This window comes from Mycoplasmopsis anatis (assembly GCF_900660655.1).
Classification (GTDB): domain Bacteria; phylum Bacillota_I; class Bacilli_A; order Mycoplasmatales; family Metamycoplasmataceae; genus Mycoplasmopsis; species Mycoplasmopsis anatis.
The window spans coordinates 532,136-557,388 of record NZ_LR215035.1 but is presented as its reverse complement, the minus strand read 5'-3'; the positions used below and the strand labels follow the sequence as shown (position 1 = coordinate 557,388).

The following is a 25,253-nucleotide window of genomic DNA, read 5'->3' as shown; positions in this document are numbered from 1 at the left end:
AATAATATTATGGCTAAATTAACAAGAGAATCATTCATCGAATCATTAAAAGAAATGACAATTAAAGAAATTATGGAATTAGTAGAAGCAATGAAAGAAGAGTTTGGTATTGACCCAACTGCTGCTGTTGCTGTTGCTGCTGGTCCTGCTGCAGCTGCTGAAGAAGAAAAATCTGAAGTTACTGTTACATTAAAATCAGCTTCAAACAAAGTTGCTGTTATTAAAGTAGTTAAAGACCTTTTAGGAGTAGGATTAATGGATGCTAAAAAATTAGTTGACTCTGCTCCTGTTGCTCTTAAAGAAAACGTTAAACCAGAAGAAGCTGAACAAATTAAAGCCGCTTTAGTTGAAGCTGGTGCTGAAGTATCAATTGACTAATTATCATAATTAAACAGAAAAGCCATTCGGCTTTTTTTATTAATTATTAAATTTTGTGTAATTATGTGTAAATAAAGAAAAACAATCGTTTAAATTTGTGATTATAATCACCTGTATTTTTAATTTTTTAACTAAAAGATAAGGTAAAAATTGTTATTTTAATACTCCAAACAAAATCTAAAAAACACTTAAAAATAGGTTAAAAATTACTTATTTTTTTACTTTAAAAAAAAGACTATTTTGATATCATTTATATGCTTTATATGTATTTTAAAAATAAAGTATTTTTTAATACTTTTTTAATGCATTTTATAATAAGGAGCGAAGATGGATCAAAATTACAGAATTAGTACATTCGGAAAAAATACTCAAAGAAGAGATTACTCGGTAACCAAAAGATCTCTTCCTGTTTTTAATATCTTATCAACTAGTAAAGATAGCTTTGATAATTTCTTAAAAAGTAATATTGAAGAAGCTTTATTGGAACACTATCCAATTGAAGCAGCTGATAAAAAAGTTAAACTTGACTATGTCAAGAAAAGTTTAAGAATTTCTTATCCTTACAAAAAAATAACCAGCGAAGGTGAGGAAATTAGAAAGTGTAAAGCTAAAGGAATTAACTTTTCTGCAAAAGTTTATGCAACATTAAAACGTGAAATTACAAGCACAGGGGAAGTTAAAGAAGATGAAGTTCTTCTTGGTGAAATTCCTTTAATGACTAGTGGTGGAAGTTTTATTATTAACGGTTCAGAAAAAGTTGTTGTTAGTCAGTTGATTAGATCACCTGGTGCATACTTTGGTAGAGGTGTTCGTAACAAACAATCTGATGATCTATTTAACAAGTTAGAAATTTTACCTAGAATTGGTTCATGGGTTGAAATTTCACATAAAATTACATCATCAAATATTGACACAGTAAAAATTAAAATAGACAAAAACAAAAACGTTGCATTATCAACTTTCTTAGTTGCTTTAGGAATTATGCCTGAAACAATTAAAAAGTTATTCGGTTCAAGTGAAGAGTTACTTGAAACATTAAATAGAGACAAATTAATCAACACTCCAGGAATAACTGATGAAGAAATGATTGATATGTGTCAAGAAGAATTATTCAGATGACTTAGAAAAGGTGATCGTATTTCTGTTGATGCTAAAAAATCATTAATTCCAAATATTTTATTTGATAAAAAGCGTTACAACCTTTCAGCTACCGGGCGTTACATGTTAAATAACAAATTAAGTGTGGTTGATCGTATTATTGGTACTTATTTAGCCGAAGATATAAAAGCTAAAAATGGGGAAGTGCTATTTACTGAAGGTACATTCATAACACATGAAATAGCCTTAGAAATTAATAAATCATTTAAAGAAAAAATTGTAGCAATGGATTATATTGAAAATGTAAATCCTGATTTAGTTTACTATAACTTAATTACTCCTCAAAACAAATCTCTTGCTAAAAGAATTAAAATTTCAAAAGTTAAAATATATCCAAACAGAAAGAGCATGGAAGATGAAAACAAAGAACCAATACTTGTTATTGGGAATGACCAACGCTCCGATGAACAACACTTATTAATTTCTGATATCGTTGCAGCAATTAGTTACTATTTCAACTTAATTGACGATATAGGTACTGACGATGATCCAGACTCAATGGTTAATAAAAGAATTGTTTCTGTAGGAGAATTATTAGCTAACCAATTAAATGTGGCTTTATCAAAACTTGAAAAGACCACTCGTGAAAGAATGGGAGCTAAAGAACCTGAAAAAGTAACGGCTAAAAATGTTACAAACAACAAATTAATAACAAATCAAATGAAGACATTCTTTAACTCATCTAAACTCTCACAATTTATGGACCAAATCAATCCATTAGCAGAAGTATCTAACAAACGTCGTGTTACTTCTCTTGGACCTGGTGGACTTAATCGTGATACAGCTCAGTTTGAGGTTCGTGACGTTCATTCAACTCACTACGGAAGAATTTGTCCAATCGAAACTCCAGAAGGTCCAAACATCGGTCTTATCTTGAACTATGCAACATATGCAAAAGTTAATGAAATGGGATTCTTACAAACTCCTTATTTCAAAGTTAACAATGGTGTTATTGACTATAATGACGTTAGATATTTAACAGCATCAGAGGAAATTGGGTATAAATTCTCTCAATCTTCTGTAACTGTTGACGAAAACAACAAAATTGTGGATGAATTAATCACAATTAGACATAACTATAATTATGTTATTGATAAACCAAGTGAAGTTGATTTTATCGAGGTTTCATCAAAACAAATGGTATCAGTAGCTGCTGGTGCTATTCCATTCTTAGAAAACGACGATGCTAACCGTGCACTTATGGGTTCAAACATGCAACGTCAAGCAGTGCCTCTTCTTCAAACTGAAGCTCCATATGTTGCGACAGGTATTGAAGGTGATATTGCTAAATATTCAGCATACAATTTAGTTGCTAAAAACGCTGGTGAAGTTATTTATGTTGACTCACAAAAAATTCACATTAAAAACGATAAAGGTACAACAGACAAGTATGTTTTAAGAAATTTTGAAAGATCTAACCAAGGAACAGTTATTAACCAAATCCCTATCGTTAAATTAGGTGATAAAGTTGAAGAGGGTGAATTAATAGTTGATGGTTCATCATTCAAAAATGGTGAATTAGCTTTAGGTAAAAACGTTTTAGTCGCTTTTACAACATGAAACGGTTATAACTATGAGGATGCTATCATCTTAAATGAAAAACTAGTTAAAGATGATGTTTATACATCGATCCATATCGAAGAACAAACTATTCAATTTAGAAATAGTAAAGCTGGTGATGATAAATTAACAGCTTCAATTCCTAATGTATCAAAATATTCAATTAGAAACTTAGACGAAAACGGTATTGTTAGAGTAGGTTCTGAAGTTGTACCAGGTGATGTTCTTGTTGGTCGGGTAAGTCCTAAAGGTGAAGAAAACCCAACACAAGAGGAAAAATTATTGATGGCTATTCTTCAACAAAGACCATCTAGTGATAGAGATACATCATTAAAGGTTAAAAATGGTCACAACGGTACTGTTATTGGTGTTGAAGTTTTAAGTAGAGAACTTGGCGATGTTCTAGAAGATGGAATTGACAAAATTGTTAAGGTGTCAATTGCTCAAAAGAGAAAAATCAAAGTTGGTGACAAGATGGCTGGTCGCCACGGGAACAAAGGTGTTATTTCCATAGTTTTACCTGAAGAAGATATGCCACACCTTGAAGATGGTACACCAGTTGATATTATGCTTAACCCTCAAGGGGTACCTTCACGTATGAATATAGGTCAAGTTCTTGAGTTACACCTTGGAATGGCTGCACGTAAACTTGGTGTTAAATTTGTTACACCTTCATTTGATGGAGTTAAGAAACAAGATATTGAAAATGCTCTTGAAGAAGCAGGACTTCCAAAAACAGGAAAACAAATTTTAATTGATCCAGTTACTGGTGAAAAATTTGATAATCCTGTTTCTGTTGGGGTTATGTATATGCTTAAACTTAACCACATGGTTGATGATAAAATGCATGGTCGTAGTGTAGGACCATACTCATTAATCACACAACAACCTCTTGGAGGAAAAAGCCAAAACGGGGGACAAAGATTTGGGGAAATGGAAACATGAGCTATTGAAGCTTATGGAGCAACTAATGTTTTACAAGAGATCTTAACATATAAATCTGATGATATCTCTGGAAGAAACTTACTTTACAGCGCTTTAGCTAGCGGTAGAGAATTACCTAAACCAGGTACACCTGAATCATTTAATGTTCTCAGTTATGAACTTAGAGGATTAGGAATGAAATTAACTCTTAAAGATAAAAATAGTGAAGATGAAGATGATGATATCTTCCAATACCTAGAATCAGGAGAGGTAGATAATGAATAATTTTGAAGAATCTAAAAAAATAGAAAAAATCATTCTAAGTCTTGCAACAGATGAAGATGTTTTAGAATGATCAAATGGTGAAGTTACTAAACCTGAAACAATTAACTATAAATCATATAAACCTGAAAGAGATGGTCTTTTTGATGAATTAATTTTTGGTCCAACTACAGATTATAAATGTCCTATCTGTAATACAAAATATAAAAGAAGTGATGAAAATAGTGTTTGTTCAAAAACAACTGCTTGTGAAAAATATAAACCAAAAATACTTCCAAAAATTACTCGTAGAAGTAGAATGGGGCACATTCATTTACACAACCCTGTTGTGCACTTCTGATTCTTTAAAATTGATCACTCAATCATTTCTAAATTATTAGGACTTAAAGTTAGTGATACTAATAAAATTGTTACTAAGGCTGATTTAGAAAAATTAATTTACTATAAATCACACATTGTTCTTGAAGATGGTGGGCTTAAAGCTCTTAAGAAAAATACCATTATTGACATTAACGAAGCTGCAAGTATTTACGAATCTGTTCTTCACGAAATGCTTGATATGTATCCAAAAGATTCTGAAGAATATGAAGACATAGCACTAGCTCTAAGTGAATTACGCCAATATGCAGCATCACAAATGGGTAAAGATTACGGTATTGACTTCTATGAATATAACGATATTATTCATGAATATTCAAATGCTAAAATAGGTACTGGTTCTCAAGCTATTGAATATCTTTTAACTCACATTGATTTAGAAGAAGAAGCAAAAAAAGTTACTGAAGAAATCGAATTAATTAATAATAGTATCCCTGTTGGCGAAACTTTAACAGGAACAAAGGTTCAAGAAAGAACTAAACTATATAAAAGACTTACAATTATTAATTCATTTATTAAATCTGGTCAAAAATTAACAAGTATGTTAATTTACAATCTTCCTGTTATTCCTGCTGATCTTCGTCCTCTTGTTCAACTTGATGGCGGACGTCACTCAACTAGCGATATTAACGAGTTATATCGTCGTATCATTATTAGAAATAATCGTTTAGAAAAATGAAATGCATCTGATGCACCTATGTTAATCAAACAAAACGAATACCGTATGATTCAAGAAGCGGTTGATGCTTTGATTGACAACGCTAGAAAAAAACCTAGTCCTGTTGTATCAAAAGATTCAAGACCTCTTAAATCTATTAGTGATGCTATTACAGGTAAAAAAGGTCGCTTCCGTCAAAACTTGCTTGGAAAACGTGTAGATTACTCAGGACGTAGTGTTATTGTTGTTGGTCCTACATTAAAAATGCACCAAGTTGGTATTCCACGTGAAATGGCTGCAAAATTATTTGAGCCATGAGTTATTAAAGAAATTATTAAATCTAATGAAGGAATTAACTCAATTAAAGCTGCTAAAAAGAAAGTTGAATCTCTTGATCCTATGATTTGACCTTATGTTGAGAGAGCAATCGAAGGTAGACCAGTACTATTAAACCGTGCTCCTACACTTCACCGTCTTTCAATTCAAGCTTTTGAACCAGTTCTAATTAGAGGGAAAGCAATTAGATTACACCCATTAGTAACTACAGCTTTTAACGCTGACTTCGATGGGGATCAAATGGCTGTTCACGTTCCTATCTCTGACGAAGCGGTACGTGAAGCTAGAGAATTAATGCTAGCCTCAAAAAATATTCTTGGTCCTAAAGATGGAGAACCGATAATTAACCCATCTCAAGATATTATTCTTGGTTTATATTACTTAACTCTTGAAAAAGAAAACGCAAAAGGTGAAGCAACATATTATTCTTCAATGAGCGATATGCTTAATGCTTATGAAAGAGGATACATTACCCTTCACACTAGAGTTGTTTTACCTATAAAAGAAGTTAATAAAGACCAATTACAACTAGATCCAAACAAAAAATATGTAATTTCAACACCTGGGAAATTCATTCTTAACAATGCCTTTCCATCAGATTTTGAATTTGTTTTTGGTAAAAGAGTAACAAAAAAAGTTACAACAGACTCAAATGGTGATGTTAAAGTTAGTGAGAGTGAAAAAATTCATACAAGTTTAAATAATGTTGATGAATATACTCTTCCATATGAAGTAAACTTTAGTGAATATATTAAAAATTTACCAACAAACACCGCTTTATCTAAAAAAGATATTGTAAAAATCGTTCGTAAAGTTTATGAAAAATATGTTGCAGTTGTTACAATGGAAGATATTGCAAGTGTAATAAATGAAGTTAATAGAGAAAATTACAAAGATTTATTTACTAAATGTGCTGAATTAAAAGATTATAAAAATGAACCAATCAATCAAGTACATGCAAACACAATTGCTAAATTAATCAAAAAACATTTTGCAGAAATAGATGCTATTTCAACTAGAAAGAATAAAGGTCTACAAAAAGAGTGAACGGTATCAAATTACACTGAATTACTTGAAAAAGTATGATTTGACTATACCAACAAAGTAGCTAAAATTCTAGATAAGATTAAAGATTTAGGATTCCATTACTCAACTAAATCAGGTACAACTATTTCAATGAATGACGTTACAACTGTTCCATCTACTAAAGAAAAAATCAAAGATGGTGAAGCTTATGCAAACAAACTAAAAGAATACTTTGAAAAAGGATATTTAACTGATGATGAACGTTACATATTAACAATTCAAAAATGATCTGAAGTTAAAGAAAGTATTGAAGCCGACTTAAAAGTTGTTACTAAATCTGATATGAATAACCCATTATTTACAATGTTCCTTTCTGGAGCTCGTGGAAATATCTCTAACTTTGTTCAACTTGCTGGTATGCGTGGACTTATGACAAACAATACAAAAATTCTTAAAGCCGATGCTGCTAATGATCGTGTTGTTCGTAGTATTATTGAGATCCCTGTTAAGTCAAGTTTCCTTGACGGACTTACAGGATATGAGTTCTTTTCATCAACTCACGGGGCTCGTAAAGGACTTACCGATACTGCTCTTAACACAGCTAAATCTGGATATTTAACACGTCGTTTAGTTGACGTTGCTCAAGGTATTGTTGTTAGAGAAGATGATTGTGGTTCTGACTTTGGATTCATAGTTAAAGATATTAAAGATACAAAAACTGATACAGTAATTGAGTCACTTTCAGAAAGAATTGAAGGAAGATTTACAAACCGTGCAATTTATGATGAAAATGGTGAATTAATTGCAGCTGCTAATACATTGATAACACCAGAAATTACAGAAAGAATTATCAATGATGCTAAAGCTACTGAAGTAGAAATCCGTTCTGTACTTTCATGTCATACACGTAATGGAGTATGTAAGAAATGTTTTGGTAAAGATATGGCTACAAACAGAATTGTTAATATTGGTGAAGCTGTTGGAGTTGTTGCCGCTCAAAGTATTGGTGAACCTGGAACACAACTTACCATGCGTACATTCCATACCGGGGGTGTTGCCGGGGTTGAAGATATTACTGGTGGATTTGGTCGTTTAATTGAATTAATCGATGCCTACGATTCACCTTGAGGTAGACCTGCTGTAATTTCAAAACACAATGGTATAGTAACAGGTATTACCATAGCAAAAGACAAAGATGGTAAAGATACTGATATCTTATTAATTACTGTTGCATATAGAAATGGTGATGAAACTGTTAGGGAAACATACAATGCTAAAGTTTCACAAAAACTTAGAGTATCTGTTGGAGATAAAGTTATTCCAGGTCAAAAACTTGTTGAAGGTCCTATTGTATTAACTGAGTTACTTGAAACAGTTGACACAAGAGCGGTTCAAAACTACTTATTAAAAGAAGTCCAAAGACTTTATAGACTTCAAGGTATTTCAATTTCTGATAAATACATTGAAATTATTATTCGTCAAATGCTTTCTAAGGTCATGATAACAGACCCAGGAGATTCAAACTTCTTTACAGGTAGTTTAATAGATACATTTGTATATCAAAGAGAAAATGGTCGTTTAATTTCTCAAGGTAAGAAACCTGCATATGGGGAAGTAAAAATTAGAGGGGCAAAACAAACACCTCTTCTTAGTGATTCGTTCTTAGCAGCTGCCTCATATCAAGAAACTGCAAAAATATTAGTTAATTCTTCGATTTCTCAAAGAGTTGACAATTTAGAAGGTCTTAAAGAAAATATTATTCTTGGTCACAAAATTCCAGCTGGAACTAATATTAATTATGAAGCAAAAGGAAAATATGACATTCGTGATCCAAGAACATACTTTAAAGGAAAATACGATCCAACTAATGAAGACTTTGATAATATAAGTATTGATGAAGATTTTGAAGAATTAGAAGGATTAAATGGTTATAATTTAATTGATGGAGATGAATACACAATTTCTCTTGATGAAATTTATGACAATAATCCAGATGAAGATAATGATTATAATGATGATTATTAAAATAAGCAAAATAAGTCAGTTTTAGTTGGCTTATTTTTTTAAAAATAATTTAGCAAAAACAAAAAAGTTGTAAAAACACTAAAATTTTGATAAAAAATTGATTTTTTGTAAAAAATAATAAAAAAAGCATTATAATAATTTCGAAAGGAATTAAAAATATTAATATGAATTGTAAATCTAATAAAGAAAAAACAACTTGTGATACTCAAACAGCTTGTACAAAAGATAAAGTTTGTGCAAGCAAAACATCTTGCAACAAAAATGTTGACTTAAAAGACAAAGAAAAAACATGCGAAACTAAAATGTCTAATTGTTCAACAAAGTCATATTGCGAAAAAAATTGTAACTTAAAAGAATGTTGCGACCCCAATCAAGACTGTAAGTCATGTGATGACAAATGTAAAAAAGAATGTGATTTAGTAGCTGGTTGTGATGTTAAAAAAGATTGCAAATGTGATGATTGCAGTTGTGATTCAAAAAACAGTTGTTTAAAATAGCATATATTGCTATTTTTTAATATAAAAAATTGACTTAGCTTTCCATGTCTTTTAATATACCCTTCATTAAATAATTTTTAAGACTGTTTTTTATTGTTTCACATCCTTAATTAGTCACTAAATTACCCTTATTGATTTATTAAATTCGCCGATTGCCTGTAAGAAAAATTTTAAATTTGTATTCTAATGATATTTAATATTTAAAATTAGTAATTTAAACTTTTATATTAAGTCTTATTTATTTTGTTTGTCCTGTATTTATATGATAAAATCAATATAAATATTTGATAGGAGTTATAGAATGAAATTTAAAAAAAATGTATTACCCATCGCATTATCTTCATTAACATTAGCTTGCAATTTATCAATTTCAACTACTTTTTTGTCAGACCAAGGTAACAAAATTACAATATTAAATTGGATTAGATACCCCGAAGAAACAAAAAAATCAGTGGAAAAACTAGGAGATAAAAAAGTGTCTAACATTTTTGAAAAACTAAAAAATAACTCTGAAGTTGATGATTTTATTAAAAAATTAAATTATGATGATTCATATTCAAATATTAGTAAAAAAATTTCAGAATTAAAATTAAATGATGAAGAATCATTAGTTTTAAGTTATGAAGTTTTAAATAAGTTTATATTGAAAAATAAAAGGCAAGTTTTAAGAACTGATAAAACTATTGATTATGGAACAAGCAAAAGTAGTAATGATTATTTACAATTAAGTGAAAATACTAATGTTTATTTTAAGGGTTATCCAGTTATGGTTGTTGGACTTAATGGAGGATACACTTTTGACTCAACTTGAGGTACTGACTGAACCTATTTCATGTGGGACAATCAAAGAGTACTGAGTGAAGTTTTTAATTTAGCAAGTGAAAATATGGAAGAAATAAATACTGACATAGAAACGGAAGATTTATTAAATTTTGATGCCTGAATCGAAAAAGTTGAAGAACGCTCAAATTGAATAGAAAGAGCAATTAAATTTTTTCAAAAAGACTTTAAAAAATATACTAATAGCGTTAAATTCGTTTCTAAAACAAAAAATTTAATTAATTATTTAAGAAGTTTATCTAATGCAAAAACACTTACTGAAGCTAGTGGTATAGTAGACAAAATTGGCAAATTCTTAGAACAAACTTCAAAGGCATCAAATGAAATATTATCTTCAGAAGTTTTTAAGGATATGAAAATACTGCAAGATTCTCTAGTTGATTTTAAATCTGAAATGTTAAAAAATAACATTTCAGCAATAAAAAATTTTATTTCTAATACAAAGTGAGTACAAAATACACTAAAATCATTAACTTACCTCTCGATTGCAATAGAAGCTATAAAATTTAACATAAGTTTTATAGATTTTAACAAGGATTTATTTGCACACAATCACCTAAATCTTAAAGATGTAAATAAGATGTTCTTAAGTACTATGAGAGTTCTTGCATCTTCTTTATTAATTTCAGGTATATCATTCCCACCAGCTCAAATTGCTGCAACTTTATTTTTAATTACTGATGCTTTAATTAATATAATCCCTCAAAGAAACGGATTTACAATTTATGAAAATATGCACGATCATGGATTAAATGATTGAGAATTTCAATGAAAAAATAATAGAAAAGAAATGATTAAAATAGCCGCTAGAAAGTCAGAGTATTTTAATCATGGAATAGTTTGGATGGTTACGGATAGATGATTTTCATTTCCGGATTTATATATAGCTAAACAAATGATGGACTATCCAGATCCTGCTAAAATACCTTCGAAATATTGAGAATGACTTTCACCTGGTAATGAGTTTAACTTCGGACATAAAATAAAGGATATATATGAAAAATAAGCGTTTAAAAAAATCAAATATCATTCTATTTAGTGTAATAGGGGTTTCTTCTATAGTTGGTATTACTTACGGAATAGTTACAAATTTACCCAAAAAATATCCTCAAGATAGTTTTGGCACTTTACCTAATAAAAAAGGTTATTTAGCAGAATTTCCAATTAAATATAAACGAAATGAAGAAAAAATTCAAAATACATTACCTTCAGAAATTAATAAAAACAACTTAAACGAATTAATTGAATTTTCGCAAGATGTAGAATTATCGATGGTAAGACCCTACGATTCACAAGGTTGTGCTATTTTAGGTTTATTAATACCTAAAGGTTTTTTTAGTAAAGAAAAAGAAAAAGCTATTTTGATCATTAAAGGATTAAAAAAATCAAGAATTAGTTTATTGGAAAACGAAATAACTTTTGAAAATGGTTTATCTGGTGAATATAATAAATATAGAAAAAATCAAGTTATGTTTACAGTGGATAATGGCGAATATACTTCTAGTGCAAACGGAGTATTTATCGATTACTTAATAAATAACAACGAAGATTATCCATTAACATGATATATGTTAACAAATATACATACATTAAACAATTATTGAAATTCTAATAATTATTATAAATATCAATCATTCTTTACAAAAGCAAAACAAGATTCAAAATTTACTCTATATAACAGATTATACACCGATAAAATAACTCAAACTCCTAAAGTTGTGTTTATGGGTTTTGATATATTCGATAGCAATCTTAATAAGTTTAAGGAAAAGCTTCATGTTGAGAATTACGAAGATGATTTAGAAGAATTTATTGATTTAGCGATTGTTGAAGTAAAATTCGATAATGCCGAACAAGCCAAAAAATTTACTAGAATCGATTGAATAGATTTTAGTCATTACAGATATAATGATTTAAATTATCTCCCATTAGATTCGTATTTTCCTTATTCTAATCAATATAAGTTTCAAAAATTAAAAGCTAGCGATACATTTTTATATGAAGAAGAAAATAAAGTTAAGGTTTTAGAAGGATTACAATCATACTTGTCATGAAATTTTGAAGAAAATAAACAACTTAAAAAACCTTTTATCTATAACAGATTTTTAACAAATAATGAAAGTATAATTAATATCAAAGATAAAAAATTTGTTGATATTTCAACAGCTATAGGGATAAATAATACAGCTTATGGAGCTGGAAGTAGTGGTTCGCTGGCTTATATTGGAGAATATCCAATTATAAAATATGCTGATTATGATGACCAAATGGGCTTATGAATACCATTATGATGAAGTGAGATTGATAGATTTAAAAAATTCATTAATGAAAAAGATATTAACTATACTCTTTATGATGACTTTATAATCGAAGGATATAACTTAATTTTTGGTGGTTATAGTAATCAAAAGAATTGATATTTAAAATCATTTAGTGAAATTCATCCAGATAAAGATACATTTATTTCAAAAAATTATTTAAATGATTTTAAGAATGGCAAATACAAATATAAATATGCAAAATAGAAAAGTCATGCGACCATTAGCGCATGACTGTTTTTATTTATTGGGTCTTTTAGTAAAATAATATTGTGCAAAAAAATAAGAAAGGACCCAATATGATTATAGCAAATATTAAAAATTCTCTTGAAAAAGTTGCGTGTATAAAAACTAAACAAAAACATCTTCCTAACAATCATTATTTGATAAAGAATTCTGATGAAGAAATTAGGTTATTGCATTCGCAAGTCATAAAAACAAGACTTTTGAAAGAAAATCAAATGAGTATTCTTCATTTTAATGAATGTTTAAGGTTAATGTTACAAAATAAAACTATTTCTCAAGTTTCTAACATTGTAAGATTTCAACCAAAAACTATTAAGAGGTTGTTGAAAATTTCAACAACTGATAAGGGTGATTTTGTAAAGAAATTCAAAAAAATCTGTCATAGTTGCAATCACTACATCAATTATGTCAACTACATAGATTTTAATTTATTGGCTAAACATTTAATATCTTAATAAGTCAAAAAGAACTAGACTTCACTCAAAAACTATCCAAAACAAATGAAAAGATTTTGTTAGATTTTGAAATGATGAAGTAAACTATTTTAGAAAAAATCGATTTAGTAAGGACTTTACAAAAAGAGCTATAAAAGTTTCTACAAAAGCGATTGTTAATAAATTTAAAAAACATTACTCTAATAGTCCTTGTCCTACGACAAGCACTGTATATAAGTGCTTAAAGTCAAATGAGTTTTCATTATCTATAGATATTTTACAATTTCTTTCGGTAGGAAAATACCGAAAGAGAACTCTTAAAACTCAAAAAAGTTCTCTTAAAAATGCAATTCCGATTCATCAAAGACCTGAGGAAGCTAACAATAGAACTACGGAAGGTCATTATGAACTTGATACAGTTATTGGTAAACGTGAGGACAAGTATTGTTTAGTTACTCTCTTAGATAGAAAATCTAGAAGACTTTATTCAGTTAGGTCGCTAAAGACTTCATTAGCGGTTAAGGAAGCATTGATTAAAATTATTAAAAATAATGCATTAAAAATCAAAACTTTAACAATTGACAACGGCTCCGAGAATGTGTTGCTGCACGAAGTTATTAATCAAAATAATTTATACAAATGTGATACATATTGCTCATATCAAAAAGGTTCTATAGAGAATATTCACAGACATATTAGAAGATACATCGCTAAAGGAATTTCGATGAACAAATTTTCAGAAGAAAAAATTCAAATAATAATCAATAGAATTAACGAATATTTATTACTTATCTCAAAATAATATTGAAAAAAATTTAAAATCGGTCATGACCGATTCTTTTGGTGTGCTTTTTTATATAAAAAAGCAATATAATTATAAATATTGAAGCACTATCGTACTTCAAGATCTTTAAATAAAAATAATACTCGCATGACTTTTCCACTTTACAACTTTTTATTAATTTAAATTTTTATTTAACGCACTAAATCTTTTCAGTATAATAATAATATGTGATACGATAATTTAGATAGATTACAAACGATAGTAAACTTACATGATGTTGAACGAAAAACAATTATCTATTCATGTAGCAAAAACAATAATATTGTTGATATATATTACAACGAAGAATTAATTAAGGAATATAACCAAATTAAGCAATTCAAAAAATTTGTAAAACACTACCAAGAAAAAGAATATTATAAAAAATTTACTAACGAATATATTGTTATTTTAGGTAAAAAAATTTATTATAAATACATTCCACAATTAAAAATAATCTCAATAAGAAATGAATATAACGAAGTTTTAACTTGTAAAAATGAAGAAAAGATTTATGATGTTTTAGAAAATTTTGCAATCGAAAAACTCTTAGAACTAATTAAAGTGAAAATACTTGAATTTGGTGATCAAGAACTAAATAAATACGATATTTTTATTAATCATAAATGAAAATCAACCTACGGCAAAATTTGATTTAATAAAAAAATAGAATTTAGCAAAAAATTATGTCATTATGATATTGAAGCAATTTATTCTGTTGTGTATCATGAAATCGCACATTTTTATACCCCTAAAAGTAATCATGATGAAGTTTTTTATTCAAAACTACTAGAACTTTTTCCCAATTATTATGAAATTAATAACAAATTGGAGAGAACTATTTTTTGCTAGCAAAAAAAAAATCTAGCGTTTATGGTGCCAAGACATGATTTGAACTTGCACGGATCGCTCCACTAGATCCTTAACCTAGCATGTCTGCCAATTTCACCACTCGGCATAAACTAGGACAACGAAAGTTGACAAAAAATTATTTTAAGACATCATTGCAAATTGCTTTGGTGTTTTTCAATTTAAATTTGATTGCATTCTTTCATTATTATAATAATTTATGAATTTTTTTATTTCATCATTTAACATTTTTAACGTTAAATTTCTTACATTCAAATCTCTAATGAATTCAGTTTTCAACACCGAGAACCAATATTCTGCTTCTCTATTATCCAGACTATTACCAATTCTTGAGTATGAAGTTCTTTCATTCAATGATTTGACTTTATCTATAAATCTTTCGTTTGTATATTGAAATCCATGGTCCGAATGAACTATAAAAGTTTTATTATTAAAATTATTTTTATTTAAATTATCCATAACTAAGTCAAGATCATTGTAAAAAGATAGTTGAAATGATTCAACTAATTTAGATCTATGATCAATAATCACAGAAAGATAAACGTGGTTTTGGATTGCATCTTTTGTAGCAGGCAAGTATGTTATATCAGTACACTTAATGTTGAGATTTTGAGAATCGTTATAATCTCTTTTAACTAAGTCTTCTCCTATGTAATTAATATCTTTTATTTCTTTTGTTCTTCTACGCTTTCTTATTTGTGAATTTAAGTTGTTTTTGCTAAGAAATCTGCCTAAAGTTCTTTCATTTAATACTATATTAAAGTCATTTTGCATGATTTTTGATAATTTAGCTCTGCCTGCATTTTTATGTTTTCTTCTAGCTTCTAAAATCTCTTTTCTATATTTTTCAGGTATTGTAGAATTTCATTTTTTAGTTGAACAATCTCTTTTTCTTGTATTATAAATAGATTGTCTTGAAATCTTCAATAATTTAGAAATTTTAGTAATTGGTGTTTTAGTTAATGCTTTGATTCTTTTGTTTTCTCTCTTTTAGGCATGTCTTTAGTTATCTCAACATATCTTTTAGCAATTTCTATCAATTCTTCTCTCTTAAAATCACTTCAATCAATTTCTTGATCTTTATTTTCTTTTCTGGGTCTTCCACGTTTCTTCATCTCACTAGGATGTTTTTTGCTTGTTAAAATGTATTCCATACCTTTATTATAAACTTTTGCTCTATATTTTAACGTTCTAAAAAAGTTCTTTCCCGTTGGCTTTTAACTTTCAGTACCCAGAAAAATTAATATATTTTTCAAGGATTATCTCTCTAGATAATCCATTATTCCAATCATTGATGAGTTCGAATCAATGATTGGAAGATAAATGTTTTCCCATATTTCCTCCAATAAAAAAAGTTGACATTTATTTGTCAACTTTTTGTGTCCTAGTTTAGTTTCTGTTTTTTATTAATTTTTATTTGAGAATATATATTTATCGATCGTGCGTGTAAGTTTATACTTATTTTTGTCAGAAAAAACGCATACAGTATATAATTAATATATGCTAATTTATACTAAAAACATAGGCTATACGTTTTTTATATATATATATATATATATATATATATATATTGCAAAAGCATAATTAAGAAAAATAATATTAGAAAACAATTGCGTTTAATCGAACGCATATTTAGTTATGCCTAAAATAAGAGTTTTTGAAGCTTTTGCAGGTATAGGTGCTCAACATAAATCAATTAAAAAAATAAATAAAAAAAATTACAATACTAAGTTTAAAGTTGTGGGAATTAGCGATTGATATGTAAGCGCTAATATTGCTTACTCTGTAATACATCATAATTTAACTGTCGACAATGTAAATGAAATATTGAAAAAATATAACATGGACATTTTAGAAGACAAAATAAAGTATTGAAAATCTAATGATTTTTCAATAGATTCAAAAAGGATATCTAAAAAAATTCCAAAGAATATTCAAGTATTAAATTATTTAGTTGCAGCCAACTTGCTTTCCAATAATTACTCAAACATCAAGGAATTTAGCGGGAAAACATTAAGTAAACTAAAAATAGATCTATTGACATATTCATTTCCATGCCAAGGACTAAGTGCTGCAAATATGGGTCGTTCATTAGGTATAATGAATCAAAATTCAACAAGTCATTTAGTATGAGAAATAGATCGAATACTTGCTGAAGCGCAAGAAAAACCTAAATATTTATTGCTAGAAAATGTCAAGATGTTAGTAACGAAGTATAAAAACGAATATCAAAAGTGAATTCAAAAATTGGAAGAACATGGATACAAAACATTTACAGGAGTTTTTAATGCCAATCATCATAACTCCCTACAAAAAAGGGAAAGAGTTTTTGCATTAAGTGTATTAAAAGATCTTAAAACTCCATTTAATAATGATATTGAATTTGCTTATTATGTACGAAGCATTAAAAATAATACTACTAAAAATAATCTCGAAAAACAGTATAAAGAAATATTAGATATTACAAACAAAAAGCACCCTGATGAGGCTTTAGAAGCATTGATACCAGATACCCCAAGTCGATATAAAATGATCGAAGATAACAAGTGTTTATCAGATTTAGTTTTAGCAGAAAAGAACTCATATCGCATTAATACTTTAACAACTAAACAAGATCGTAATCCTAATGTTGGAGTTATTTATTTTGAGAATAATGTAAAAAATAAATTACAACATCGTTTTATCACTCCAAGAGAAGCATTCAAAATCATGGGATTTGAAGATAAGGATTTTGATTTAATAAAACCATTTATAGAACAAAATGTAATAAATCACAACCAACTTTATCTCATGGCTGGTAATTCAATAGATGTAAATGTGCTTGAAGATATTTTCGAAACCATAGCAAGAATTGAGGAATTAAATAATGAAAAATAATATTTCAATAATAAAAAATAATGATTATTTTAAATATCATATTATAGGAACATCCTTAAATTTTTATATAAATGATAAGTTTTATCAATTATTGACAGAATACATTAATTCTAAAGAAATTAATAGATTAATTTATTCAAAGAATAAAGCCGAAAAAAGAGTAGTTAGTGAAGATTTAAAAAAATGGTTAAGTAAAAGTAGTCCCGCAACCTTTGACCAATTTAAAAAATGTTGTCTCTATTTTGAATTGATTTATGAGGAAAAAGATGAACTTTATATATCTGAAAAAATAATAAAAATTTCAAATGAAGATGAAACAGAAAAAATTAAATTGTCATTTGATAAACATTTATTAGAAACATGAAACTCCAAAATTAATGAGTTCTATTCATTTTTACAATATAAATGCGAAGATAATTCTTCGGATATTGACATGGTATGGCTGGACGAATACTCTACAACTTTTAGTTTATTAATGGATAATAATATAGATAGTTTGAATTTTAAAGATAAGGTACTTTCTTTGGGAAGTTTTAACTATTTTGATGGTAAAAATAGATTTTGAAGCCTAAAGATAGATTTTAAGGACGAGAATTACACTGATATTGTTGAAAGAATTAAAAATAGTGCTACTAATTTGTTAGTACTTGCTTCATTGAATAAAACATATGAAGCAAAAAAAGAAATTTTTAGTTCTAATTTAAGAGCAAAAATAGATTCTTTATCAAAAATAAATTGAAAATTTAATGTAAATGATTTTAAACAAAAATCTAACATTCAAAATGTTGAAGTTAAAAATCTTAATGTTCATGATTATTTCGAACGTAGTTTTGTTAATATTAGCACTATTAATGTACCTATTTACCAAAGAAATTATGTTTGAGATTTCAATATTATTAAGGTATTATTGGATGACATAAAAAATATTAAAGTAGATAAAAAGGAGCACTTTATTTCGATTATTATTTTTTCACATGACACCTATGAAAATTCTTATTCAATTATCGATGGACAACAAAGAACTACTACATTATTATTGATATCTTTCGCTATTTACATATATTATGTAAATAACATTGATATAGAAAAAGAAGAGTTTAAGAAAATACCTGATTTATTTAACAAAATGTTCGGAACGCATTCACGAGTGATTACTGAAAAATTTAAAAACTTAAGCGATTCCTGTTCTTATGAGCAATTTAATAAAATCATTGATTTGGATCCAGAAATGGACAAAAATAATAATAAAGATAATTTATTAAGAAACAATCTTATTGAAATATATAACTGAATAAAGACTAATTACGATAATAATATGGATGAGTTTGAAGAATTTGTCAATTCGTTTTTGTTTCATGTGAAATTAGCGTTAATAGTTTTACCTAATATCAATGGTTATTCTTATTTTGAAAAATTGAATACATTGGGTGTAAAACTAAATGATATTGATTTACTAAAATCCTTGTTCTATTCTTATTTGAGAGAAGGGATGAATTTACAAAATGAAGAAAGGATTAATAAAGAATTAAAAAAAATTGATGAAGACTTTTTCAATTATTTTAGAAAGAATAATTCAAATGAAGTTGATAAAGATAAACTCGAACATTTTATAACATTTGTACTATTGGAGAAAGGATATAGTAAAAGACAAATCGATGATTTAATGGATTCTAAAATTTCACCTTCTTATAAAGCTTTTAGTCATTTATTAGATGAAAATACAGAAAAATCTCCTAAAGAGAAGATTGATGAAATTTTGTATTTATCTAAAATTTACAATCTTATCAATGCTAAGAAAATTAAAAGTGATAAAAATGAAAAAATTAACAACTATGTTGAAATTTTAGAAGAATTGGATTCTAGTTTAATTGATGTGGAAACATTAAAAATAATCTTTCATTACATTTTTTCAATATCTCAAGGTGGAAGAAGAACAGTTTTCACTTACTTAATTTATCAAATCATCAAGCGTTTTTGTATTAAAAACAAGTCAAATAATTTAGAAGAATTAATAAGTTGATTATTCGAAATTCAAAGATTCAATTTTATTTGAAAAACTTCATTTTTTGGCGGACAATCTATTCAATGAAAGTTAAATAAAATAGCTGAAGACATTAAAAGCGATAGATTGGATTCTCTAGAATCCTTTAGAGGCAAATTATTCGAGTTGAATATTTTCAAAAATGCATCTTACGATACAATTAATCAAGCATTAAAATATAATTTAATGCAAGAAAAAATAAATAAAAAAATTCTATCTAGCACAAATAAAGATAAATTGGAGTTATTATTTAACATTACATATTTTCTCAGAACAATGCAAGCGCAAGATGTTATAGGACTAAAGAATATACTAAAAAATATAAATTCAATTTATGAAAACAATCCTACTTATGAGCATATACAAGCTAAGAAAAGTAATTTTTGAAATTCTAAGAGTGATGAAGAGCGTATTTTGGTTGAATCAATTGGTAACGGAACTATTTTAGAAAAATCATTAAATTCAAGCGCTGGTAAAAAAGAACTAAAAGATAAACTTAATGTAGTTAATACTAGTGATTATAATTGCACATTGAAAGGCCTTAAATATGCATGAGAAAAGGTTATTCCTGAAATTATTGTATATTATGATGACGATCAGAGTGCTAATAAAAACTATAATAAAAATGAGATTTTAATAGATATAAGTTATTTTATTAAAAATTCAAAACATTCTAATGATAAAGATACAAATAAAATCGATCAATTTGATGTTATGCAAATAAATCGAAGAGAAGAAAGAATATTAAATATATTATGAAATATGTATTATCTTTAAAATATATATAAAAAAGGAGAAAATATGAAATTTAAGCCAACAACTAAGGAAGAATTAAGAGAATTAATTAAAAATGAAGAAATTTACTTAGGTGAAATCAATACCGAGCTAATTACAGATATGTCTAGATTGTTTGTAAATATCAAACGAAAGAATTATAATGGAATAGAAAAATGAGATACCTCAAACGTTACAACCATGTTCAACATGTTTTATGGTTGCCAAAACTTCAACCAACCCTTAAACTTTGACACCTCAAACGTTACAGATATGTACGGAATGTTTTCTGGTTGCTAAAACTTCAACCAACCCTTAAACTTTGACACCTCAAACGTTACTGACATGTCCTATATGTTTTCAAATTGTCAAAACTTTAACCAGCCTTTAAACTTTAATACTTCAAAAGTCAAAGAGATGACCGATATGTTTTCTGGATGCATAAGTTTAACTCAAGCACGAATAGAAAAATAGATAATATCAAAAAAATATCGTAAATTATAATGCGATATTTTTCCTGCATTTCCCACTTAATGTGGAAAATGTAGGATTTTTTTTCATTTATATTTATTTATAAATATAAAATTTTATACTATTATGCTACTAATGTGATATAATATAGGGTATGAAAAAGACAAATAAGAGAAATTGAATTATTTCTAGGTCAAAAAGAAATAAAGGGACTTATATCTCGATAGGATATAGAAGATTGGATAGTTCGAGATATGAGACAAGATTTGGAATTGGTTATGAGGAAGAGTTTGACACATTTCAACCAAACTCAGTAAAAATAATTCAAGAAATCATAAGAGATATTCCTTTAAGCTGAACAAAGGAGAAAATTATTGAAATAATTGATAAAAAGATTAAGCAAAAAAATGTTAAAAAATCTGAAGTTTATGAAAAATATAAGGGTATTGAATTGATAAAAAATATGGTCGATTACTTTAACATATTTGAAAATTGCACCGATACAAAATCAATTAGTCTTAATACAATTGTTGTTCAACAAATTTACCAAAAAATAACTAATCCCATAAGTGTATTTGCTACATATAAAGAATCTTTAAAACACAATAAAGATAGTTTTAAGAAAAATTCATTTTATAGATCTCTCGATTATATAGCATTAAATCAAGAACAAATACTAAAGAATGTAAATAATAAAATTGTTGAAACATACAAAAGAGATATTTCGATTGTATGATATGATTCAACAACATCGTATTTCGAGACATTCGATAGAAAAGGCTTTAAAAAACCAGGATTTTCAAAAGATGGAAAATTCAAAGAAGACCAAATTGTAATCGGTTTAGTAACAGATTCTAATGGAATACCATTACATTACAAAGTTTTCCCTGGAAATACAGCTGACTCAAAAACATTTATACCATTTGTTTTAGAATTACTTAAAACATATGAAATTAAGAATGTAACAATAATCGCAGACAAAGGGATGAGTGTTAATAAAAACATAAGATTTTTAGAAGACAAAAAACTAAATTACATCATTTCATATAGACTTAAATCTTCAAGTAAAGCATTCAAGGAATATGTAATAAATGAAGATGGATATAAAAAAGAAAATGGGATGTTATTCAAAAGTAGAGAAATTGTTTCGACATATAAAAATGGTAGAAATAATGGGAATTATAGAAAACAAATAATTACATTTAGTTCAAAAAGAGCGTTAAAAGACAGAAAAGATCGTGAACAATTAATTGATAATTTTAATAAAATAGCAAACGAAAAAGGTCAAGTTTCATTTGAAAATATGACAGCTAACAAAAAATATAGATTCTTTAAAGCGATTGAAAATAAAGCTTATTATATTTTAGATATAGAAAAAATTGAGGAAGATCAAAAATACGATGGATACTATATTTACGAAACAAATAGATTTGATCTAAAGGAAAGTGATATAGTTTCATTGTATTCAAAGCAATGACAAGCAGAAGAGAATTTTAGGGTTCTTAAAGGAAATTTATCCCTTAGACCAATGTATCTTTCAACTTGAAATCATATTAAAGGTTATATTTGTCTTTCATTTTTAAGTCTAGTGATGATCAAATTCTTAGTTTATCAAATAAACAAATTTACAGGACTTTCTGGAGATGATAAATTTACTGTCGAAAAAATAATCTCAATTATGAGAGATGTTAAAGAAACAGAAAAATATTTTGATGGAAAATTAATTGAAACTTTAGAGATTAAAAATAACATTACAGAGCAATCTTGAGAAGATTTTAATCTTATTAAATTTGCTTTTAATGAGATTACAAAATAAAAAAATAACTACCAAACAAATTAGTGTTTGATAGTTTTTTATTTATGCTACTAAGTGGGAAACACAGGAAATATCGTAAATTATAATGCGATATTTTTTCATTGATTATACTTTCAAGTTCAAACATATTTGTGTTTGTGCTTTTTAGTTTAAATTATTTTAAAATAAAAAAGAGAAACTAACTAAAATCAAACGCATGTTCCTCTTTTAACCCTAAATTTTGAAATGAGTTATATAAATTATACACAATTAAAACCAGAAGAAAGATTAATTATTCAAATCAACTCCATTTCCAAAACATTAAAGAAATTGCACAAATGTTAAAAAGATCTGTAAGCAATCTCTAAAGAAGTTAAACGAAATTCTAATATCTACAGTGAATATGATGCTGCATACGCTAATAAAAAAACAAAAATTAGAAAATGCTATTCAATAAATCATAATGCTTTTGTAGATAAAGAATTTAATGATTTCTTTGCGGAACGCTATGAAAATTATCATGGTGTTTTCAAGCTACTCTTAAACTTTATCAAGAAAAAACAGGTAAAAAAGGTTATTCTTTTGGAACTATTTACGAGTGGATTAAATTAAATATTTGAGTCCAGAAAATGAAAAACTGTTTAAGAAAGTGCTATGTTAAGAATAGTAAAAGAAAGATTGATTATAAGATTAGATTAACTCATGGTAATAAGTTTGTTTTCCTATACCTATGCGACCTAAAAGTATAGAAACTATAGAAAAATGGGGTTATTGAGAAATTGACTTAGTTATCAGAAGAAAATGAAAAGGATATCATAACTTGCTAACTTTAACAGAAAGAAAAACACGTTTTACCATTATAAAAAGGTCACTAGCAAATTTTGATTTGAGATAAACAAGGCGCTGAATGAAATAATTAAGGATTATCCATTTCCATTTTTTTCAATAACTTCAGATAATAAATTTGAATTCCATACCTTAAGATTAGCAATCTATAAAAATGACTTATTAATTTATAAAGCACAACCATATTGTTCATTTCAGAGAGGTTCGAATGAACATTTAAATGGACTAATTCGTAGAAAATTTAAAAAAGGATTTGATTTTACGGAACTAAATGATGAAGAAGTTCAAGAGCTTCAAGATGAAATAAACAATATGCCAAGAAAAATTTTTGGTTTTAAATCTTCTAGAGAAAAGGCTAAACAAGAGTTAAATATAGAAATGATTTTACTAGATCTATTACCTAATCTTGAATAATAAAATGTGGTCTTTTACTACATATATCACAATTTCAACCACAATATGTTTTACATAATTATTTTATTGATCAGCTTTCCACTCAAACGCAGTGGAGAGGCTTTTGATTTTTTTCGTTATTAAACCACATCTCTAATGTAGTTCATTTTTATAGGCTCAGTCGTCGCTCTGGCTTTTCTTTTTAAAAATTTATAAGGAAACGTCCTAACGGACTGATCTTTTCAAGCGCTGCGGAGCTTATTTTCACAAAAAATCTACCAATTTTAATATAAAATCTTGTTAAGATAAGCATTTGCACTTCAAGATTTAAAAAAGGATTAAGAATTAATTTATAAATTGACATTTAATTTATTTTTTACTTCGATAAAATCAATATATAACGATCGAGCAAAATCTAAATAATAATTTCTCCACACATTTTTTCCACCACCCTTAATTTTTGGTGTTATAGTAATCAAAAGAATTGATATTTAAAATCATTTAGTGAAATTCATCTAGATAAAGATACATTTATTTTAAAAAATTATTTAAATGATTTTAAGAATGGCAAATACAAATATAAATAACTCTAATTTGGGGTTATTTTTATTTATTTTGTGTATAATTAATTCATGAATTTTACAGATATATTTAATAAACAATTAGAATTAGATAAAGAACTTACTCAAAAAGCACTAGATTTGAATCCGAATTTTACAAAAAACGACTTAGAAAAAAGAAAATTAATTGCTCTAATGGTTGAATTAGGAGAATTTGCAAATGAGATAGAAACATTTAAGTACTGAAAGAAAACAAGAAACTTAAATAGGGACTTTATATGTGAAGAATTCGCTGATTTAATTCATTTTTTGGTGTCGTTTGGTAATGACTATAATCTACCAACAACAATTAATTCTAAGATTATTAGTAATGACATAAATGAACAATTGATAGAGACTTTTAGTGCTATTTCGCAGGCAAATAATAAAATTAATGAAGAAAAATTATTAAATATATTTGAATTGGTTTTGGGACTTGCTGAACTTTATGGTTTAGAAGAAAATGAAATAGCAAAATGATACGAAATTAAAAATAAAAAAAATCATGAGAGAATAAAAACGAATTATTAGTGTATAATAATTTTACACGCCTAAGTGGTGGAATGGTAGACGCTGTGGACTCAAAATCCACTGGAGAAATCCGTGCAGGTTCAAGTCCTGTCTTAGGCACCATAACGCTTACGCGTTTTTTTATTTTTAAAAATACGTTATAAAAATTCTTTTAATTGCTATGTATATATAGC

General features: G+C 27.3%; 18 protein-coding genes, 2 tRNA genes and 1 pseudogene. 17 read left to right on the top strand and 4 right to left on the bottom strand.

Annotated elements, in window-relative coordinates:
• Window positions 1-9 precede the first annotated feature (9 nt).
• The 9 genes from rplL to EXC66_RS02280 all read left to right on the top strand — a co-directional run bounded on the left by rplL (window position 10) and on the right by EXC66_RS02280 (window position 14,735).
• Entirely contained in the window at window positions 10-378 is a 369-nt protein-coding gene (gene rplL, locus EXC66_RS02320; protein WP_006886313.1) for a 50S ribosomal protein L7/L12, read from the top strand.
• A gap of 327 nt (window positions 379-705) precedes the next feature.
• Entirely contained in the window at window positions 706-4,305 is a 3,600-nt protein-coding gene (gene rpoB, locus EXC66_RS02315; protein WP_006886312.1) for a DNA-directed RNA polymerase subunit beta, read from the top strand.
• A complete protein-coding gene (locus EXC66_RS02310; RefSeq protein WP_334198991.1) occupies window positions 4,295-8,725 on the top strand; it encodes a DNA-directed RNA polymerase subunit beta' in 4,431 nt (1,476 codons plus the stop codon). Before rpoB ends, EXC66_RS02310 begins: the two co-directional genes overlap by 11 nt.
• 164 nt (window positions 8,726-8,889) lie before the next feature.
• Window positions 8,890-9,222, top strand: a complete 333-nt coding sequence (locus tag EXC66_RS02305) for a hypothetical protein (RefSeq protein WP_006886310.1) — start codon at window positions 8,890-8,892, stop codon at window positions 9,220-9,222.
• 301 nt (window positions 9,223-9,523) lie between these two features.
• On the top strand, window positions 9,524-11,068 hold the full coding sequence (locus EXC66_RS02300) for a hypothetical protein (RefSeq protein WP_006886309.1): 1,545 nt from the start codon (window positions 9,524-9,526) through the stop codon (window positions 11,066-11,068).
• The gene (locus tag EXC66_RS02295; protein WP_006886308.1) at window positions 11,058-12,587 is read left to right on the top strand and encodes a DUF31 family putative serine protease; all 1,530 of its coding nucleotides are present in this window, start codon (window positions 11,058-11,060) and stop codon (window positions 12,585-12,587) included. The genes EXC66_RS02300 and EXC66_RS02295 overlap by 11 nt, the downstream gene beginning before the upstream one ends.
• 92 nt (window positions 12,588-12,679) lie before the next feature.
• Window positions 12,680-13,081 carry a hypothetical protein gene (locus EXC66_RS02290; RefSeq protein ID WP_129622359.1) on the top strand — a complete coding sequence of 134 codons (402 nt, stop codon included), beginning with the start codon at window positions 12,680-12,682 and terminating at the stop codon, window positions 13,079-13,081.
• Window positions 13,082-13,115: 34 nt separating this feature from the next.
• Window positions 13,116-13,862, top strand: coding sequence for an IS30 family transposase (locus EXC66_RS02285; protein WP_129622357.1), 747 nt, complete (start codon window positions 13,116-13,118; stop codon window positions 13,860-13,862).
• Between the two features lie 207 nt (window positions 13,863-14,069).
• On the top strand, window positions 14,070-14,735 hold the full coding sequence (locus tag EXC66_RS02280) for a SprT-like domain-containing protein (protein WP_006886305.1): 666 nt from the start codon (window positions 14,070-14,072) through the stop codon (window positions 14,733-14,735).
• Window positions 14,736-14,759: 24 nt separating this feature from the next.
• On the opposite strand, the gene EXC66_RS04325 is transcribed toward EXC66_RS02280, so the two are convergent.
• The 4 genes from EXC66_RS04325 to EXC66_RS04320 form a co-directional block, all read right to left on the bottom strand.
• Window positions 14,760-14,841 (bottom strand) — tRNA-Leu (locus tag EXC66_RS04325).
• Window positions 14,842-14,876: 35 nt separating this feature from the next.
• A complete protein-coding gene (locus EXC66_RS02275; protein ID WP_129622354.1) occupies window positions 14,877-15,680 on the bottom strand; it encodes a DDE-type integrase/transposase/recombinase in 804 nt (267 codons plus the stop codon).
• 32 nt (window positions 15,681-15,712) lie between these two features.
• Window positions 15,713-15,907 (bottom strand): hypothetical protein, encoded by a 195-nt coding sequence (locus EXC66_RS02270; protein WP_129622352.1) that lies wholly within the window; start codon window positions 15,905-15,907, stop codon window positions 15,713-15,715.
• Between the two features lie 37 nt (window positions 15,908-15,944).
• Window positions 15,945-16,088 carry a hypothetical protein gene (locus tag EXC66_RS04320; protein ID WP_165166782.1) on the bottom strand — a complete coding sequence of 48 codons (144 nt, stop codon included), beginning with the start codon at window positions 16,086-16,088 and terminating at the stop codon, window positions 15,945-15,947.
• 303 nt (window positions 16,089-16,391) lie between these two features.
• Here EXC66_RS04320 and dcm point away from each other — a divergent pair, with 303 nt between their 5' ends.
• From dcm to EXC66_RS02235, 8 genes and pseudogenes are all read left to right on the top strand, one after another.
• Complete coding sequence (gene dcm / locus EXC66_RS02265) at window positions 16,392-17,630, top strand: DNA (cytosine-5-)-methyltransferase (protein WP_006886477.1); 1,239 nt, start codon at window positions 16,392-16,394, stop codon at window positions 17,628-17,630.
• Window positions 17,620-20,448 (top strand): DUF262 domain-containing protein, encoded by a 2,829-nt coding sequence (locus EXC66_RS02260; RefSeq protein WP_006886476.1) that lies wholly within the window; start codon window positions 17,620-17,622, stop codon window positions 20,446-20,448. The genes dcm and EXC66_RS02260 overlap by 11 nt, the downstream gene beginning before the upstream one ends.
• Before the next feature lie 24 nt (window positions 20,449-20,472).
• On the top strand, window positions 20,473-20,745 hold the full coding sequence (locus EXC66_RS04440) for a BspA family leucine-rich repeat surface protein (RefSeq protein WP_006886475.1): 273 nt from the start codon (window positions 20,473-20,475) through the stop codon (window positions 20,743-20,745).
• Window positions 20,746-20,760: 15 nt separating this feature from the next.
• Window positions 20,761-20,919 (top strand): BspA family leucine-rich repeat surface protein, encoded by a 159-nt coding sequence (locus EXC66_RS04545; protein ID WP_465100954.1) that lies wholly within the window; start codon window positions 20,761-20,763, stop codon window positions 20,917-20,919.
• 151 nt (window positions 20,920-21,070) lie between these two features.
• The gene (locus tag EXC66_RS02250) at window positions 21,071-22,732 is read left to right on the top strand and encodes an IS1634 family transposase (RefSeq protein ID WP_112579085.1); all 1,662 of its coding nucleotides are present in this window, start codon (window positions 21,071-21,073) and stop codon (window positions 22,730-22,732) included.
• Window positions 22,733-23,602: 870 nt separating this feature from the next.
• A pseudogene (locus EXC66_RS04540) lies at window positions 23,603-23,869 on the top strand (IS30 family transposase); the annotation flags it as partial.
• Between the two features lie 713 nt (window positions 23,870-24,582).
• Window positions 24,583-25,080, top strand: coding sequence for a dUTP diphosphatase (locus EXC66_RS02240; RefSeq protein ID WP_006886749.1), 498 nt, complete (start codon window positions 24,583-24,585; stop codon window positions 25,078-25,080).
• Between the two features lie 18 nt (window positions 25,081-25,098).
• Window positions 25,099-25,182 (top strand) — tRNA-Leu (locus tag EXC66_RS02235).
• The last annotated feature ends 71 nt before the right edge of the window (window positions 25,183-25,253 follow it).